The organism is Neomesorhizobium albiziae (assembly GCF_900114255.1).
Classification (GTDB): Bacteria; Pseudomonadota; Alphaproteobacteria; order Rhizobiales; family Rhizobiaceae; genus Neomesorhizobium; species Neomesorhizobium albiziae.
Genome location: NZ_FOSL01000021.1, coordinates 52,850 through 68,865, shown reverse-complemented (window position 1 = coordinate 68,865; position 16,016 = coordinate 52,850). Strand labels below are relative to the sequence as shown.

Below are 16,016 nucleotides of genomic sequence, written 5' to 3'. Positions count from 1 at the left end.
GGATCCGCATGGCCCGCATCACCGACCGTCTGTTTGGTCTTATCGACGGCTACGCCGAGAACGGCGCGCGCTATATGGCTCAGCGCACCGGCCGCCGCAGCGTCCTGTCGCTTATCGGCAAGGCGGCCATCGGCGGCGCGCTGCTGCCGATCCTGCCCTTCGACCGGGCCGGCGGCGGCACCGCGCGCGCCCAGGCCGAGAAGACCGATGTGGAATGCGAATATTGGCGCTACTGCGCGCTGGACGGGTTCCTGTGCACCTGCTGCGGAGGCTCGGTCAACCAGTGCCCGCCCAACGCCGCGGTATCGAAGGTCACCTGGGTCGGCACTTGCCAGAATCCCGCCGATAGCAAGGAATATCTGATCAGCTACAACGATTGCTGCGGCGTCTCCTCGTGCGGCCGCTGCCTGTGCAACTTCAATCTGAGAGAACGCCCCGGCTATCGCATGGGCGTCCACAACGACATCAACTGGTGCATGGCCAATGAAGCGAGCAACTATCACTGCACCGTCGCGGCCGTGGTCGGGCTCGGCTCAAGCGGTGGCTAGGGCGGCATACGCTCAGGTGGAATCGTTGCGCCGCTCTGTCTCCTTTCTGACACCTGGAACTACAGTTGCGGATTTTAAGTCTTTGGTTGATTGCGCCCTACGTCGCCCCCCTCTGTCCTGCCGGACATCTCCCCCACAAGGGGGGAGATCAGCCGGCCGCTTTGACTTCACCAATCTCAAGCGAAGCAGAATCGGCGAAGTCGGGGAAGCGCATGATCTCCCCCCTTGTGGGGGAGATGTCCGGCAGGACAGAGGGGGGCAACGTAGAGCACAATCTTCATCTGCGTCGAAGCGCAATACCAGGACTGTTCCCGGAATGCTCGCCGCCACGGCGCTGGCTCTTCTGATTTCGGGTCAGCTTGGCAACACCGCCGACGGCAAGGCGGCGTTCGAAAGCGCCTGCGGGGCGTGCCACAAGAAGGACGGCATGGGGGTCGCCGGCCTGGCGCCGCCGCTTGCTAGGGCGGACTGGGCCAAGAGCGCCGATCCCGCGATGCGCACCTATCTGCCGCTGGTGGTGCTCAACGGCATCTCCGGCAAGATCGTTGCAGGCGGCAAGACGTTCATGAGCGCAATGCCGCCGCAGAAGCAGCACTCCGACGAGGAACTGGCGGCGATAGCCGCCTATGTCGTCGGCACCCTGAACCCGCCGCCGGCAGGCTGGACGGACTATACGACCGCCGAGATCGCCACGCTGCGGACCGAAAAGACCGATCGCAAGGCGCTGTTGGAATTGCGCGGCAAACTGGTGGAATAGGGTGATACGGTATCTGCTCCCCGCCCTCCTGGCGATCGCCGCACAGCCGGCGGCGGCAGGTGGCGACGGCCGCTATCTCTACATCCTGCATTGTTCCGGCTGCCATGTGCCGGACGGCTCGGGTTCGACCGAAGGGCGCATTCCGAGGCTCGATGGCGTCACCGGCCATTTCCAGAAGATTCCCGAGGGACGCAAGTTGGTCATCCAGGTGCCCGGCGTGATGAACTCCGGGCTGAACGATGCCGACGTCGTCGCACTGATGAACTGGCTGGTGCCGCACTTCGCCGGCGACTCACTGTCGGCGCCTTTCGTGCCCTACACGGCCGGCGAAGTGGCCGCCGCGCGCACCAGCCGGCCGCTCGATATTTTCGCGGCGCGCCGAAAGGTGACGGCGAAACTTCGCAAGCAGGGCATCGAAATCGCCGACTACTAGGATGTGTTGATATTCAGGTGATGCCGGCCTGCAAATGGCGGCTTTCTCCGCTTCCGGCGCTTACGTACTATAGGTACGCTCCGCTTCGGTTCTCGAAATCCACCATTCTCGGCTCGGTCTGACCGGAATCTCGACACATCCCGGAGCAGCGAACGTCCTCTGGTGGTCGCCTGCCGGTGACCCAACCCAAGCAATCAGGCTGGCCTCTCGACAAACATGCCGGAATCCGCCTCGTTTGCGCCCGGTACTGTTTCCCCGCCATCCCCGCGCGTGACGAGCGTCACCGCCTGCTTACCTTCCTGGACAAAGCACGATGACCCATCAGCGCCTGACCATGCTCGTCTTCTTCCTGCAGCCCATAGCCTTCGGCGCCTGGCTGCCGCGCATCCCCGACATCCAGCGGGCGCTCGGCCTCGGCTCGGCCGACCTTGCGCTGGCGTTGCTCGGCATGCCGATCGGCATCCTGCTGACGCTGCCTTTCGCCGGACGGTTCGTCGCTTATGCCGGTGCGCGGGCAACCATCCTCTACGGGTTTCCCGTCTTCCTGGCGCTGGTATGGCTGCCGACAATGTCATGGAATCTGACGGCGCTGTTTTTCTTCCTGGCGATCGTCGGCATCGCGCTGGCCACCCTGGAACTCGGCCTGAACGTGATGGCGGATGCGGTCGAGAAGGAAACGCGTTCGCTGATCATGAGCACCTGCCACGGCTTCTGGAGCCTGGGCATCATGCTGGGCAACCTGATCGGCGCGGGGCTCGCCGGATTGCATCTCGCGCCGCATTCGGCGGTGATGCTGGTTGCGGCGGTTGTTCTTCTGCCGTCAATGGCATTCGCCCGCGGCCTGCCCAACCCCAGGGGCGGCGCGCACGACCCTTTGCACGCCAGATCAATGCCGTTCAGGCTGCCGGGCGGCGCGCTGCTCGCGGTCTGCGCCTTCACCTTCGGGGTTACGATGACCGAGGGCGCGGTCGCCGACTGGTCGGCGGTGTTCCTGCGCGACGTGTTCGACGCCGGCAGCATGCAGGCCGGCCTCGGTTATTCGGTATTCGCGGTGATGGTCGCCGCCGGCCGCTTTTTCGGCGATCGCCTGAAGGCCCGCTACGGTCCGGTCAGGCTGGCGCGCGCATGCGGTCTCGCCAATGTGCTCGGGCTGGTGCTGCTCTATCTCAGCCCCGACACGGGGGTGGCCTTCCTCGGTTTCGCGGCGATGGGGCTCGGGGTGTCGGTGGGTTTCCCGCTCGCCGTCACCGCCGCCGCTAGCCTGACTGACCGCCCTTCGGCTTCCAGCGTCGCCATCCTGTCGTTCATCGCCCTGCTCGGATTCCTCGTCGGGCCGCCGGTGATCGGCTTCGTCGCGGAACTCGGCGACATGCGATTGGGCCTTGCGATGCTACTGCCGGTTGCGATCGTTTCGCTGCTGTTTACCGGGGCGCTCAAACCGCGCGCCTGATGCGATGCTTCGGCAAGCGCGATACTCTAGCGAAATGGTTGAAATTTACATTTTTGCCGGACCTGCCGTGAATCTGCATGCCAATGTGGTATCGACCAATTTTGTAAGATTGATCGAAGCGGGGTTCCGTGCGCCTGGTTTTCTCTCTTGTTGGGCAATTTTCTCGGGTTTGTTTCGATTTTTCCGAAATTTTCAGCAAATATCTTGCGCATGAAAGTATTTTCAGGCCTGTTTCAAAAGGCTTGACATTCTCCTCTCCCCGAAATTTAGTTATGAAAATTGTTTTCAAAATCTCCAGGGAGAGGAGGGCGCCGCATGAAGGTCGGTATCGTCGGCTTGGGTTTCCGCCTTGGCTATATCGTGCCGCTTTTCGTGGCCGCGCACCCGGATTTCGAAGTCGTGGGTTATGTCGACCCGGCGCCCGCGGGCCTGCCGCGCCTGCAGAATGCCAAGGTGTCTGCGGGCAAGCAGTACAACACCCTGGAAGCGCTGCTCGACAACGAGGAACTCGACCTTCTGATGGTCGGCTCGCCCAACACGATGCATCTCGACCATATCCGGGCCGGGCTCGATCGCGGGCTGAAAATCTTCACCGAAAAGCCGGTGGTCACCACCGAAGCCGAAACGATGGAACTGGCCAGGCTGATCGGCGAACATGGCGCCGACAGGATCATGGTCGGGCTCGTGCTGCGTTATGCGCCGCTCTATACGGACCTGCGCAAGGCGCAGCAGGACGGGCTTCTCGGAGACGTCGCTTCGATCGAGGCTTCCGAGCACATTCCGCCTTATCACGGCGCTTTCTTCATGCGCGACTGGCGCCGCTACGACAGGTATGCCGGCGGCTTCCTGCTGGAGAAATGCTGCCACGACCTCGATCTCTACAACGGCGTGATGGGATGCCGTCCATCGCGTGTGGCGAGTTTTGGCGGCCGCCGGTCGTTCACGCCCACCAACGCGCCGCAAAGTCACGGCGCCAACGACCTGGAAGTCTACCATCGCAAGCCGAGCGGCTGGCTGGGGTCGGACAAGGTCTTCGACAGCGATGGCGACATCATCGATTTCCAGACGGCGATCATCGAATACGCCAATGGCGCCTCGATGACCTTCCACACCAATCTCAACGTTCCCGACGATTTCCGGCGCTTCGCGGTGATCGGCGCCAAGGGCATGGCCGAGGGCGATTTCGTCCGCAACTACTTCAAGGTCACCGACGCCCGCACCTGCGACAAGCTGATCGACAAGACCTACGTCCATTCCGAACTGTCCGACCATTATGGCGCCGACGAGCAGATGGCGGCCGATGTGCTGGCCCATCTGCTCACCGGCGCGCCGCTCCCAGTTTCGGTGGTGGACGCGCTGGAAGCCGGGCTGCTGGCGATCAAGATCGACGAGGCGCGCCGGACAAGATCCGTCATCAACCTTGCCGAAACCTGGCAGCGTTTCGATGCCGCCCTTGCCGGCAAGCAGCGGCTGAGGGCCTGATCATGTCGCGGTCGAAGGGTGCCTCGCTATTCGCCTTTTGCCTGCTCCTTCCGGCGCTGCTCTACATCACCGGTATCGTCGCCTATCCCCTGGTCGAAACGGTCAACCTGTCGTTCACCGACGCGGCGCTGAAGCCGGTGACCAAATGGGTCGGCTGGGCCAACTACGAGAAGATCTTCAACGTCAATTTTTCGACGATCATCGTGCGGACCTTCATCTGGACGTTCTTCTCGGTCGCCATAAAGATGATCATCGGGGTTTGCGCGGCTGTGCTGCTCAACGCCGCGCTACCCGGCCGCGCGCTCTTCCGCATCCTTTTGATGCCGCCATGGATCGTGCCGATGGCCATCGGCATCTTCATGTGGGGCTGGATGTATAACGGCCAGTTCGGCATGATCTCCGGCCTGCTGCAGAATTTCGGCATCACCGACGGGCCAGTGGCCTTCCTCGGCTATGGCCGCAGCGCCTTCTGGGCGACCATCATCACCGATGTTTGGATCGGGGTGCCGCTGGTCACCATCTATATGCTGGCCGCCATCCAATCGATCCCGAAAGATCTTTACGAAGCCGCGTGGACGGACGGGGCAGGGCGCTTCTACCGCTTCCGCCGCATCACCCTGCCGATGATCGTTCCGGCGCTGATCACCATGTCGATGCTGTCGCTGATCGCCACCTTCAATTCGTTCGACATCATCTGGATCCTGACGCGTGGCGGGCCGAGCGGCGAGACGACGACGATGATCATCGACACCTACAAGACGGCGATCGGCTCCTACAAATACGGCGAGGGCGCGGCGCGCGCGGTGCTGATCTGCCTGTTCCTGTCGGTGTTCTGCTTCTTCTATTTCAGGACCGTCAGCCGAATATCGAGCGGAGACATTCGATGAAAAACTCCAAGCCGATGATCGACCGCTACACCTGGTACGAGACGATCGGCATCTACGCCGGCATCGCGGTTCTCATGTTTTTCGTGCTTGCGCCCTTCATCGAAGGGTTCCTGGTCTCGCTAAAGCCGCTGGCGCTGCTGTTTTCGTCGCCCTACAGCTTTTGGCCGGAGAACGGCTCGTTTACGGCCTACTTCACGCTGTGGGATCGCGTGCCGATGATGGGCTGGTACATCTTCAACAGCCTGCTGCTCGCCTTCGTCATCACCGTCGTGGTGATGTGCCTTGTGGTGCCGGCCGCCTATGCGTTCGCCCGCTTCGAGTTTCCCGGGCGCGGCGCGCTGCTCGGCGCCTTCCTGGCGGTGAACATGTTCTCCGGCGCGGTGCTGCTCATCCCGCTCTACCGGCTGATGCGGTCGCTCGGCGTACTCAACACCTATTTCGCCATGATCGTTCCGGGTGTCGCCTTCCTCATCCCGACTGCAATCTGGCTGCTGCGCGCCTACATGATGCGCATCCCGCGCGAACTCGACGAGGCTGCCTGGGTGGATGGCGCGAGCCGCCTTTACACGCTGCGGCGCGTCATCCTGCCGATCGCCATGCCGGGCATCATGGTGGCGGCGATCGCCACCTTCATCGGCGCCTATGCCCAGCAGTTCATCTTCGCGCTCACCTTCAACTCCAAGACCGAATACATGCCCATCGGCGTCGGCCTGTTTGCCTTCTTCGGTCGCCAGGAGGTGATCTGGAACGAGTTGATGGCGGCGTGTTTCATCGGCATCACGCCGGCGCTGCTGATCATCGTGTTCCTGCAACGCTATCTCGTCGCCGGTCTTACGGCCGGCGCCGTGAAACAGTGAACCGCCCGTTCGAGAGGGCACAATAGGAGGAGTACCGGAATGAATATGCATACCAAACTGCTGGCAGGGGTAGCGTTCGCGCTCATCGCCCTGCCAGGCGCCGCCTCGGCCCAGGATAAGGTGATCACCGCGCTGTTCTGTGGCGACACGATGCAGCCGGCGCATGCCGAGTTCATCAAGACCTGGGAAGGCAACAACCCCGGCTTCAAGATCCAGACCGAAGTGGTGGGCTGGGACCAGTGCCAGGACAAGGCAACCACGCTGGCGGCCGCCGGAACGCCCTACGGCATCGCCTATGTCGGCTCGCGTACATTGAAGCAGTTCGCCCAGAACGACCTGATCGTGCCGATCCCGTTCTCTGAAGACGAGAAGAAGGCTTATTTCCCATTCGTCGTCGGGACAGTAACGACCGACGGCCAGCAGTGGGGCATCCCGGTCGCCTTCTCGACCAAGGCGCTCTACTGGAACAAGGACCTGTTCGCGCAGGCCGGTCTCGACCCCGAAAAGCCGCCGCTGACCTTCGCCGAGGAGATCGCCTACGCGAAGCAGATCAAGGAGAAGACCGGTATCGCCGGCTTCGGCGTCGTCGCCAAGGACTATGACAACACCATGCACCAGTTCCTGCACTGGGTGTATTCGAACAACGGCACGGTCATCGACGATGCCGGCAACATAACGCTCGACAGCAAGGAGAACCTGGAAGCGCTGACAGCGCTCAGGGACATTACGGCCTTTGCCGAAGAAGGCCCGACCTCCTATGAGCAAAACGAGGTGCGCTCCATTTTCCTCGACGGCAAGCTGGGCATGATCCAGGCATCGATCGCCGCCGCCAACCGCCTTAAGGAAGCCAACAAGTTCAAGTGGGGCGTCACCAACCTGCCGCTGGGTCCGAGCGCCAAAGGCCCCGGCACGCTGCTGATTACCGACAGCCTCGCCGTCTTCAAGGGCAGCGGCGTCGAGGAGAAGGCGATCGAGTTCGGCAAGTTCCTGACCTCGCCCGAGAACCAGCCGGTTTACGAGAAGCAGGAAGGTCTGACGCCGCTGCGCCCCGGCCCGGCGGTCGACAAGATGGTGGCCGATGATCCGTCGTGGAAGCCGTACATCGACGGCATCTCCTTCGGTGGCCCTGAGCCGCTGTTCACCGACTACAAGGGTCTGCAGAACACCATGATCCAGCTCGTGCAGTCGGTGGTGACCGGCACGGCAGAACCGGCCGACGCCCTGAAGAAGGCGGCTGCCGACCTCGAGCAGTACAAATAAGATCACCCTGAAATCTCCACCGCCGCGCTAAACGCACGGCGGTGGTCTCTTCATGCGCCTTCAGCCTGCCCGCCTGCCAACCACAGGCCCGACAGAGGAAGACTTTTTTCATGAGCCAGCTCGTTCTCTCCGACTTGCGCAAGTCGTTCGGCGACCTCGAGATCATCAAGGGCGTCAACCTCGACGTCTCCGAAGGCGAGTTCGTTGTGTTCGTCGGTCCCTCGGGCTGCGGGAAATCGACGCTGCTCAGAATGATCGCCGGCCTCGAAGACGTCAGTGGCGGCGAGATCGTCATCGGCGGCAAGCAGGTAAAAGACCTGCCGCCGGTGAAGCGCGGCATTGCGATGGTCTTTCAGTCCTATGCGCTCTACCCGCATATGTCGGTGTTCGAGAACATCGCCTTTCCCTTGAGGGTCGAGGGCCTTTCGGAGGACAAGATCAAGGAACGCGTCGGTGCGGCGGCCAAGGTTCTGCAGCTCGAAAGCCGGCTTCAGCAGCGGCCCGGCACGTTGTCCGGCGGCCAGCGCCAGCGTGTCGCCATCGGCCGCGCCATCGTGCGCCAGCCGAAGATTTTCCTGTTCGACGAGCCGCTCTCCAATCTCGATGCGGCGCTGCGCACCGAAATGCGCGTCGAACTTATGAGCCTGCACCAGAAGCTCGGCTCCACGATGGTCTACGTCACCCACGACCAGGTCGAGGCGATGACCATGGCCGACAAGATCGTCGTGCTCAATGCCGGCACGATCGAGCAGATCGGCAGTCCACTGGAACTCTACCACAAGCCGGACAACATTTTCGTAGCCGGCTTCATCGGCAGCCCGAAGATGAATTTCCTGTCGGGAACGGTGACGGCGTCGGACCGCGGCAATGTCGTCGTCGATCTTGGCAAGGTCGGCACCATCAAACTGCCGCGCGGCGGCCATCCCGATCTGGTCGGCAAGACGGTGACGGTGGGCATGCGTCCCGAGCATCTGGCTTTGGGCGAGGATAAGTTCAGTTTCGAGGTGACGCCAGGCATCGTCGAGCGGCTTGGCATCCATACGCTCGCTTATTGCACACTGGCCGACGGCAAGAACTTCGTGGCGCTGTTCGAGGGCGATCCCGAAATCAACCAGGGCGTCAGCTTCACGGTGGGGATAGACCCGGCGAAATGCCAGCTCTTCGACAGCGACGGCATCGCCGTGCACAAGGAAAGCCAGAGCGGAATGCATTCAAGTTGAACCGGGCATTCCGCTCTATCTGTTTGTTTAGCCGCATTTGTGCGACGCCAGGTGGCGCCACCTGGCTGCAAAATGCTTTAAGACCGGCGGTCCGCCATGCTGCAGAGACCTTCAGTGCTTGACCTGGTTGGCCTGTTGCGGCTGGAGAAAGATACGTTCAGCCGCTCGGAACGGCGGCTGATCGATGTCGTGCTCGGCGATATCGAGGTGGCGCTGAATTCCTCTATCGTCGAGCTTGCTGCACTGGCTGATGTGTCGCCGCCGACCGTCACGCGGTTCTGCCGCCGCCTCGGCTGCGAGAGCTTCAGCGCCTTCAAGGTGCGCCTGGCGCAGAGCCGCTTTCTCGGCCAGCGCTACCTGCAGCCGCCTGGCGGACCGGAAACAGTGCCCGACATTGCCCGCCATATCGTCAACTGCGTGCAGTCGACGCTCTACAAATTCTTCGAGAGCATGGATGGCGACGCCGTCCAGCGTGCTTCGGTCAGGATCGCGGAGGCCAGCTATGTGCTGACCTTCGGCTCCGGCGGCGCTTCCTCGATGATCGCGCTCGAACTGGAGAACCGGCTGTTCCGGCTCGGCCTGAAAGTCGCCGCGTCGGTCGATCACCAGGGGCAGCTGATGCGTGCGGCGGGAGCGCCGAAAGGCACGGTGATCGTTGCCTCGTCGATGAGCGGCAACAACGCGCCGCTCGCCAAGGCGCTGGCGATTGCCGGCTGCTACGGCATCACCCGCATCGTCATGACGCGGCCGGAGACGCTGGTGGCGCAGGAGGCCGACATCCTCCTGGGCCTCGACATTCCGGAAGCCCAGGACATCCTGAGGCCCTCCGCCTCGCGTTACGCATTTCTGGCGATGACCGATGTCATCGCCCAGGTCGTCGCGACCCGCATGCAGGCGCCGGCGATCGCCACCATGCGCCGCATCAAGCACCAGCTCGTCATCAACCGCGATGGCGACGACACCCAGGCCCTTGGAGACTGACTCGTCTCAACCACAAGCAGCCCGACAAGAGGAGGCCCATTTTGACCCAGTCCACCCGCGTGCCGTTCACCCTGCAGACCAATTGGATTCCCGCATCGGATGGCCAGGCGCTCGCCTACACGCTGACGCTGACCAACCATTCCGGCAAGCCGATTGAGAATTTTCGGTTGTTCGTCTCGGGTCCGGCCCGTATCGACCCCGCCGCAACCGTCGAGGGCGGCAAACTGGCGATGCGGCTCTCCAATCATTCCGGTTTCGCGCCTGACGCCGGCTTCATGCTGGCGCCCGGCTCGTCGTGGAAGCTCACGGCGCGCGGCCTCTCCTATCCGCTGCGCCACTGGAGCGACGGCGCCAACACGGCCTATGTTGAATTGGCTGACGGCTCCGTTGCGCCGGTCTCGATATCGCCGACACAAGCTAAGGGCGACAACGCCCCGTTGAAGAAGGGCGCCGCCGTGTTTCCCGTGCCGGCCACCGCGCCGGTGACGGTCTCCATCGTGCCCTGGCCGAAGAAGGTGGCGGTCGGTGCGGGGCAGCCTGTGCCGGAGGGGCTGGATCTGCGAGCCGAAGGCGGCCCGGCCGAAAAGGCGGCGGCGGCATTCGCCGATCTGGTCGGGCATCTGTTCCCGGCGGAAGGCATTCTGCGACCGTCGGCCGAGAATGGCTTTCCCGTTGCCTTCGAAGTGTCCCCCATGCTCGCCCATGCGGGTTATTCTCTCACCTTCGCGCGTGATCGCGTCACGGTTCGGGCGGCTCTAGAGACCGGTTTCCTCTACGGCCTGATCACGCTCGGTCAGATCTTGCGCGGCGCCAAGAAACACAAGGGGATATTTGTCTTCCCGGCCTCCGGGTCGATCGAGGACGAGCCGCAGTCAGGCTGGCGCGGCTGCCATCTCGATGTCTCGCGTCAGTTCTACTCAAGCGCCGAAGTCAGCCAGCTTCTGCGCGTCATGGCGTGGAACAAGCTCAACCGCTTCCACTGGCATCTCTCGGATGATGAGGGCTGGCGCGTCGAGATCGACGCCTTCCCGGAACTGACGCAAATCGGCGCCTGGCGTGGCCACGGCTTGCCACTGCCGCCGCTGCTTGGTTCAGGTCCGCAGAAATGGGGCGGCTATTATTCGAAGGCGGCAATCCGCGAGATCGTGGCGCTTGGCCAAAACCTTGGCATCGAGACTGTTCCGGAAATCGACATCCCTGGCCATTGCTACGCAGTGCTGCATTCCCTGCCGCAACTTCGCGACCCCGGCGAGACCGGCGAATATGCCTCGGTCCAGGGCTTTCCCAACAACTGCCTCAACCCGGCCCATGAAACGACCTACACCTTTCTCGAGAAGGTGATCGACGAGCTTGTCGAGCTGTTCCCGTTCAAGACCATCCATGTCGGCGCTGACGAAGTGCCGCTCGGTGCGTGGTCGGGCTCACCACTGGCGCTCGCCATGCTGGAAAAGCTTGCGGGCAAGAAGGCTGCCGATGAGCACGCCAAGCGCAACAACCAGGTCACCAACCTGCATGGCGCCGACGAGATCGAAGGCTCCGGCACGGCGATCCTGCAGGCCGAGTTCCTGCGCCGTGTCCAGACCTATATCGCGTCAAAGGGCTGCGTGACCGGCGGCTGGGAAGAAGCAGCGCATGGCAACGTTATCGACAAGGGAAAAACCTATCTGGTCGGCTGGCGCAACGTCGCGGTGAGCGCGGCGTTGGCGGGAGAAGGTTACGATATCGTCGTTTCGCCGGGCCAGCGCTATTATCTCGACATGGCCAATGGCGTCGCCTGGTCAGAGCCCGGCGCCGGTTGGGCCGGCTGGAGCGGCCCGCGCGAGACCTACGACTTCGATCCGGTTGAAGGCTGGACCGACGAGCAGAAAAAGCACTTCATGGGGGTGCAGGCCTGCATCTGGTCGGAATCGATGACCGACCGCGCCATCTTCGACCGGCTCGTCTTTCCACGTCTTTCGGCTGTGGCCGAGACCGGCTGGACAAAGTCCGACGCCAAGTCCTGGGGACGGTTCAGTGCACTCGTCGGGCTTATGCCGATCCTCTACGGCAACTGGGCGACCGAGGGATGATCCTGCTGGCGAATTCCGAGGCGTGGCCGGGTTTCGTCGAAACGGTCGATCGGCTGAATGCCGGCGAGCATGGCCTCGGCGCCATGGTCGCCGGCATTTCCAAGGTCGAGCATGAGGTGAGCGTGCGCAGCGTCGGCCTTGGCGGCTGGCCGAACATGCTGGGCGAAATGGAATTCGATGCCGGTGTCATGGACGGCACCACGCGCGACGTCGGCTCCGTCGGTGCGCTCCGCGATATCCTGCCAGCCGCCGCATTGGCGCAGGCGGTGATGCAGCGGCTGCCGCACGTGATGCTGACAGGCGACGGCGCCCGTCGTTTCGCGCAGGAGATCGGTTTTCCGCTGGAAAACACCCTATTCGACGATTCCAAGCGCGTCTGGTGGGCGCGCCTGGAAAAGGAACTGACGCCTGAGCAGCTTGCCGCCTTTCCCTATATTCCGCTGGCGCCGCTCAGCCGCACTATTACCGACCCGGAACGTGTGCGCGACACCACCGTCTTTTTGTGTCGCGATGGTTCCACCGGCATCCATGCCGCCACCTCGACTTCCGGGTGGGCGTGGAAATATCCGGGCCGGCTGGGCGACAGTCCCATTCCCGGCGCGGGTTTCTACGCCGATAGCCGCTATGGCGCGGCGGCCTGCACCCACACCGGCGAGATGACGATGCGCTGCGGAACCGCGCGCACCGTCGTGCTTGCCATGCGGCTCGGCCACTCGCTTGGCGACGCGGTGAAGCTCGCCGTCGACGAGCTCTCCGAATTGTCGACGGGCTTTCTCGGGGGCGTGGTCATTCACGCCATCGACGCACAGGAAAACCACAAGGTCGTCAGTTTTCGGTGCGGCGAGGGGATCGAATACTGGCTGTGGCAAACAGGCATGCCAGGACCGGAGAGACGTCTGGCCGAGACTTTATGAGGCTACAGGAACGCCGCGCCGGGCCGTCGTCTTTCGAGCGGCGGCCAAGGATAATTCCGGTGTCGGAAAGGTGCTGGCACCGCGGAATTGGTAGATACCTCTTTGCCAACTAAAATCTTCGAAACAAAGCGTTTCGCCGATTGACGGCATTTCCGACGGTTCGTTGCTGGCGAAAGCGCCAATTTCCTGCGCAGCGCCGAGGAAATCCGGCGGATTTCGCGTCCAGCCTCGGATGGCGTAGATCAGGTCGGGGCCAACCATTTCGTGCGCAGACTCGGCAGCGCCTAGAGCGGAATGCATTCGTGTTGAACCGGCATTTCCGCTCTATCTGTTTTGTTTAGCCGCATTTGTGCGACACCAGGTGATTCCACCTGGCTGCAAAATGCTCTAGTCAGGAATACGAATGGACCTTCTCGTCAAACTGTACTCCCTTGAGCCTAATCCGGAACTCGATGCCCGCGTCGCCAAGGCGGGCGTCAGCATTCGCCGCGCGTTGGCGCCAGAGCTTCATGTCGTGACGGAATGGGTGGGCAGAACGTTCGGCACCGGCTGGGCGAGCGAAACGGCGGTCGCCTTCGCGCGGCAGCCGCCGTCCTGCTTCGTTGCGACTAAGGCCGGCAAGCTGATCGGCTTTGCCTGCCACGAGGCAACCGCGCGGGGCTTCTTCGGGCCGACCGGCGTCGACGAAGCGGCAAGGGGCCTCGGCATCGGCCACGCGCTGTTGCTTGCCTGCCTGCTCGACATGCGCGCGCAAGGCTACGCCTATGGCATCATCGGCGGCGCCGGGCCTATCGAATTCTACGCCAAGGCGGTGGGGGCGGTGCCGATCGAAGGGTCGGAACCCGGCATCTACGCCGATCTTCTGAGGACAGAGAATTGAGCCTGGCGGCCGGCAGGCCGGCCGTTACGAATGCGGCTTCAGCAGCACGTCGAACTGCGGGTTGATCTCAGCAAAGATCGGCAGCGCCGCGGCGCCCAGAACCGAGGTCTCCTTGCCGGCGGCGCCGACCAGCACGCGGGGCACTGTGCGTTCGCGCGTGGCGCTGACCGAGATCGGCAGCGGGTCGATCCGCTTGGCCAGAAGTTCGATCAGCGAAACCGGCATGAAGCCGCCCAGCACCACGGCGTCCGGGTCGAGCGTCAGTTCGAGAATGTTGATGGCCTGCCGCAACGGGTCAGCGGCGGCCGCCAGCCAGGCTTCGATGCGACTGTCATTGCGGGCCAGCAGCTCCTCCAAAATATCGGGCGAAGCATGGTCCGGATCGGGCAGGTCGAGGAACTCGAAGACGGCCCGCAGCGAGACGTAGCGTTCGAGACAGCCGCGCTTGCCGCAACCGCACTCCAGCCCACCGGGCTGGACGACGACGTGGCCGATTTCGCCGGCGTTGTGGCCGCTGCCCTTGTAAAGGTGTCCATTGAGGAACAGCCCTGCGCCAAGCCCGGTGCCGATGAAAAGGTAGACAAAGCTGTCGAGATTGCGCGCCACGCCATGCAGGCGCTCGCCGATCGCGGCGGCCGTCGCATCGTTTTCGACCGTTACGGAAATGCCGGTCAGCGCCTCGAGTTCGCTGGCTACCGGAAAATCCTGCCAGCCAGGCAGCGCGGTCGGCCCGACCGAGGTCATGCCTTCGACATTGAACGGACCGGGCATCGACAGACCGATGCCGAGCAGCCGCGAGCGGTCGAAGCGGAAGGTCGACATGAGTTCGTCCACCGCGGAAGCAAAGACCGGCATCGCCTGCGCCGGCGTCGGGCGATCAACCTTGCGCTCGACGCGCGCGCGAACGGCGCCGGAAAGATCGGTGATGGCGCCGAGCAGCAGCTGGTGGTCGAGCTGCAACCCTATCGAATAGGCGCCGCGGGGGTCGATCGAATAGGGCACCGCAGGCTGGCCGCGCGCGCCCTTCAGGCTTGCCTCGGGCCGCAGGATCTCGGCAGCCTGCAATTCCTCGACGATGTTCGACACGGTCTGCGAGGAAAGCGCTGTCAGCCTGGCAATCGCCGCCCGCGACAGCGCGCCGTTGGTTCGTACCGCCTCGATCACCACGCGGCGGTTGTGCGACTTGGCCTGCTCGAGATTGGTTCCGGCGATAGATTTCTTTGATTTCATTGACTTGACGGGAAATTGAATGGAGTGACTATGTCTGGAAAAATTAATATAATCAACTTGATTTAATTAACTGGTATAGACCACTTTTGCGTTGCTGTGAGTAATACCCATTGGCAGGTTTGCGCGAGAGCAACGGTTATCCCTGGGGTGCTGAAAACAACGGAGGCGAGCGCATGAAAACCGACTTCACGCCGAAGTTCGACCTCGACGGCAAGGTAGCTCTCGTTACCGGCGCGACACGCGGTATCGGGAGGGCCTGTGCGCTGGCATGCGCGGGATCGGGCGCCGACATGATCGTCGGCGTTCGCAACGCGGCGGACGGCGCCGAATTGGTGGCCCAGATCGAGAAGCTCGGCCGCCGCGCGCTGGCCGTCGCGATGGATCTTGCGGATCTCGATCAGGTGCGGGCCGGCATCGCCAAAGCTCATGCCGAATTCGGCCGCATCGACATTCTGGTCAACAATGTGGGGCTAGGACCGGAAAATCTGGCAGAAAACGTCACCGAAGAGGATTTCGAACTCACGGTGAACATCAATCTTAAGGGCACGTTCTTCACCACCCAGGCGGTGGCAAAACTGATGATGGCCCAGAAATCGGGCCGCATCGTCAACATCAGCTCGCAGGCGGGCAGCGTCGTCCTGAAGGGCGAGGCGATCTACTGCATGACAAAGGCTGCGATCAACCATCTCACCCGCTGCCTCGCGGTCGAGTGGGCGCCGTATGGCATCGCCGTCAACAGCGTCGCGCCGACCTTCATCTGGACCGACGGCACCCGGCCGAGCCTCGCCGATCCGGAATTCCACGCCCATGTGCTCGGCCACATCCCGCTCGGCCGCATCGGCGATCCGATCGATGTCGCGGGCACCGTCGTCTTCCTGGCTTCGCCGGCGGCGTCTCTGATCACCGGCGCCAACATCCTGGTCGACGGCGGCTGGTCGGTGGCCTGAGCCCCAACGCATACGCCCGATGTAACGCGGGTCACGCAAAAAAGGTAGTTGAAATCGATTTCATTTCCCCATACAAACGATTTCATTCGCGTATCAGGGAG

At 62.8% G+C, this 16,016-nt stretch carries 16 protein-coding genes; 14 read left to right on the top strand and 2 right to left on the bottom strand.

What is annotated here, in order from left to right; translation table 11 throughout:
- Positions 1-8: 8 nt before the first annotated feature.
- The 12 genes from F3H98_RS24165 (at position 9) to F3H98_RS24105 (ending at position 12,858) form a co-directional block, all read left to right on the top strand.
- Positions 9-548, top strand: coding sequence for a methylamine dehydrogenase light chain (locus tag F3H98_RS24165; protein WP_149762897.1), 540 nt, complete (start codon positions 9-11; stop codon positions 546-548).
- A 316-nt stretch (positions 549-864) separates the two neighbouring features.
- A complete protein-coding gene (locus F3H98_RS24155) occupies positions 865-1,305 on the top strand; it encodes a c-type cytochrome (RefSeq protein ID WP_149762896.1) in 441 nt (146 codons plus the stop codon).
- Position 1,306: 1 nt separating this feature from the next.
- On the top strand, positions 1,307-1,738 hold the full coding sequence (locus F3H98_RS24150; RefSeq protein WP_149762895.1) for a c-type cytochrome: 432 nt from the start codon (positions 1,307-1,309) through the stop codon (positions 1,736-1,738).
- 313 nt (positions 1,739-2,051) lie between these two features.
- Complete coding sequence (locus tag F3H98_RS24145) at positions 2,052-3,188, top strand: MFS transporter (protein ID WP_149762894.1); 1,137 nt, start codon at positions 2,052-2,054, stop codon at positions 3,186-3,188.
- Positions 3,189-3,503: 315 nt separating this feature from the next.
- A complete protein-coding gene (locus tag F3H98_RS24140; RefSeq protein WP_149762893.1) occupies positions 3,504-4,670 on the top strand; it encodes a Gfo/Idh/MocA family protein in 1,167 nt (388 codons plus the stop codon).
- Positions 4,671-4,672: 2 nt separating this feature from the next.
- Positions 4,673-5,557, top strand: a complete 885-nt coding sequence (locus F3H98_RS24135) for a carbohydrate ABC transporter permease (RefSeq protein ID WP_149762892.1) — start codon at positions 4,673-4,675, stop codon at positions 5,555-5,557.
- Positions 5,554-6,414, top strand: a complete 861-nt coding sequence (locus tag F3H98_RS24130) for a carbohydrate ABC transporter permease (protein WP_149762891.1) — start codon at positions 5,554-5,556, stop codon at positions 6,412-6,414. The genes F3H98_RS24135 and F3H98_RS24130 overlap by 4 nt, the downstream gene beginning before the upstream one ends.
- Positions 6,415-6,459: 45 nt before the next feature.
- Positions 6,460-7,674 carry an ABC transporter substrate-binding protein gene (locus tag F3H98_RS24125; RefSeq protein WP_244621865.1) on the top strand — a complete coding sequence of 405 codons (1,215 nt, stop codon included), beginning with the start codon at positions 6,460-6,462 and terminating at the stop codon, positions 7,672-7,674.
- Between the two features lie 110 nt (positions 7,675-7,784).
- Positions 7,785-8,894, top strand: coding sequence for an ABC transporter ATP-binding protein (locus F3H98_RS24120; RefSeq protein WP_149762889.1), 1,110 nt, complete (start codon positions 7,785-7,787; stop codon positions 8,892-8,894).
- Between the two features lie 96 nt (positions 8,895-8,990).
- Positions 8,991-9,875 carry a MurR/RpiR family transcriptional regulator gene (locus F3H98_RS24115; RefSeq protein WP_149762888.1) on the top strand — a complete coding sequence of 295 codons (885 nt, stop codon included), beginning with the start codon at positions 8,991-8,993 and terminating at the stop codon, positions 9,873-9,875.
- Positions 9,876-9,916: 41 nt separating this feature from the next.
- Positions 9,917-11,944: a beta-N-acetylhexosaminidase gene (locus F3H98_RS24110; RefSeq protein ID WP_149762887.1), complete on the top strand. Its 2,028-nt coding sequence runs from the start codon at positions 9,917-9,919 to the stop codon at positions 11,942-11,944.
- Positions 11,941-12,858: an isoaspartyl peptidase/L-asparaginase gene (locus F3H98_RS24105; protein ID WP_149762886.1), complete on the top strand. Its 918-nt coding sequence runs from the start codon at positions 11,941-11,943 to the stop codon at positions 12,856-12,858. The genes F3H98_RS24110 and F3H98_RS24105 overlap by 4 nt, the downstream gene beginning before the upstream one ends.
- Here the strand turns inward: F3H98_RS24105 and F3H98_RS24100 are convergent.
- Complete coding sequence (locus tag F3H98_RS24100) at positions 12,853-13,119, bottom strand: hypothetical protein (protein ID WP_149762885.1); 267 nt, start codon at positions 13,117-13,119, stop codon at positions 12,853-12,855. The genes F3H98_RS24105 and F3H98_RS24100 overlap by 6 nt on opposite strands.
- A 142-nt stretch (positions 13,120-13,261) precedes the next feature.
- Here F3H98_RS24100 and F3H98_RS24095 point away from each other — a divergent pair, with 142 nt between their 5' ends.
- Entirely contained in the window at positions 13,262-13,738 is a 477-nt protein-coding gene (locus F3H98_RS24095) for a GNAT family N-acetyltransferase (protein WP_149762884.1), read from the top strand.
- 24 nt (positions 13,739-13,762) lie between these two features.
- On the opposite strand, the gene F3H98_RS24090 is transcribed toward F3H98_RS24095, so the two are convergent.
- Positions 13,763-14,968 carry an ROK family transcriptional regulator gene (locus F3H98_RS24090; protein WP_149762883.1) on the bottom strand — a complete coding sequence of 402 codons (1,206 nt, stop codon included), beginning with the start codon at positions 14,966-14,968 and terminating at the stop codon, positions 13,763-13,765.
- Positions 14,969-15,141: 173 nt separating this feature from the next.
- Between F3H98_RS24090 and F3H98_RS24085 the strand changes: the two genes are divergently transcribed.
- Positions 15,142-15,915, top strand: coding sequence for an SDR family NAD(P)-dependent oxidoreductase (locus F3H98_RS24085; protein WP_149762882.1), 774 nt, complete (start codon positions 15,142-15,144; stop codon positions 15,913-15,915).
- Positions 15,916-16,016: the final 101 nt, after the last annotated feature.

Bases quoted from the DNA above. Each gene is read 5' to 3' on its own strand.
- F3H98_RS24155 (WP_149762896.1), top strand. From the start codon at position 865: ATGCTCGCCGCCACGGCGCTGGCTCTTCTGATTTCGGGTCAGCTTGGC.
- F3H98_RS24165 (WP_149762897.1), top strand. From the start codon at position 9: ATGGCCCGCATCACCGACCGTCTGTTTGGTCTTATCGACGGCTACGCC.
- F3H98_RS24105 (WP_149762886.1), top strand. From the start codon at position 11,941: ATGATCCTGCTGGCGAATTCCGAGGCGTGGCCGGGTTTCGTCGAAACG.
- F3H98_RS24095 (WP_149762884.1), top strand. From the start codon at position 13,262: ATGGACCTTCTCGTCAAACTGTACTCCCTTGAGCCTAATCCGGAACTC.
- F3H98_RS24125 (WP_244621865.1), top strand. From the start codon at position 6,460: ATGCATACCAAACTGCTGGCAGGGGTAGCGTTCGCGCTCATCGCCCTG.
- F3H98_RS24090 (WP_149762883.1), bottom strand. From the start codon at position 14,968: ATGAAATCAAAGAAATCTATCGCCGGAACCAATCTCGAGCAGGCCAAG.
- F3H98_RS24130 (WP_149762891.1), top strand. From the start codon at position 5,554: ATGAAAAACTCCAAGCCGATGATCGACCGCTACACCTGGTACGAGACG.
- F3H98_RS24135 (WP_149762892.1), top strand. From the start codon at position 4,673: ATGTCGCGGTCGAAGGGTGCCTCGCTATTCGCCTTTTGCCTGCTCCTT.
- F3H98_RS24085 (WP_149762882.1), top strand. From the start codon at position 15,142: ATGAAAACCGACTTCACGCCGAAGTTCGACCTCGACGGCAAGGTAGCT.
- F3H98_RS24140 (WP_149762893.1), top strand. From the start codon at position 3,504: ATGAAGGTCGGTATCGTCGGCTTGGGTTTCCGCCTTGGCTATATCGTG.
- F3H98_RS24120 (WP_149762889.1), top strand. From the start codon at position 7,785: ATGAGCCAGCTCGTTCTCTCCGACTTGCGCAAGTCGTTCGGCGACCTC.
- F3H98_RS24115 (WP_149762888.1), top strand. From the start codon at position 8,991: ATGCTGCAGAGACCTTCAGTGCTTGACCTGGTTGGCCTGTTGCGGCTG.
- F3H98_RS24145 (WP_149762894.1), top strand. From the start codon at position 2,052: ATGACCCATCAGCGCCTGACCATGCTCGTCTTCTTCCTGCAGCCCATA.
- F3H98_RS24100 (WP_149762885.1), bottom strand. From the start codon at position 13,119: ATGGTTGGCCCCGACCTGATCTACGCCATCCGAGGCTGGACGCGAAAT.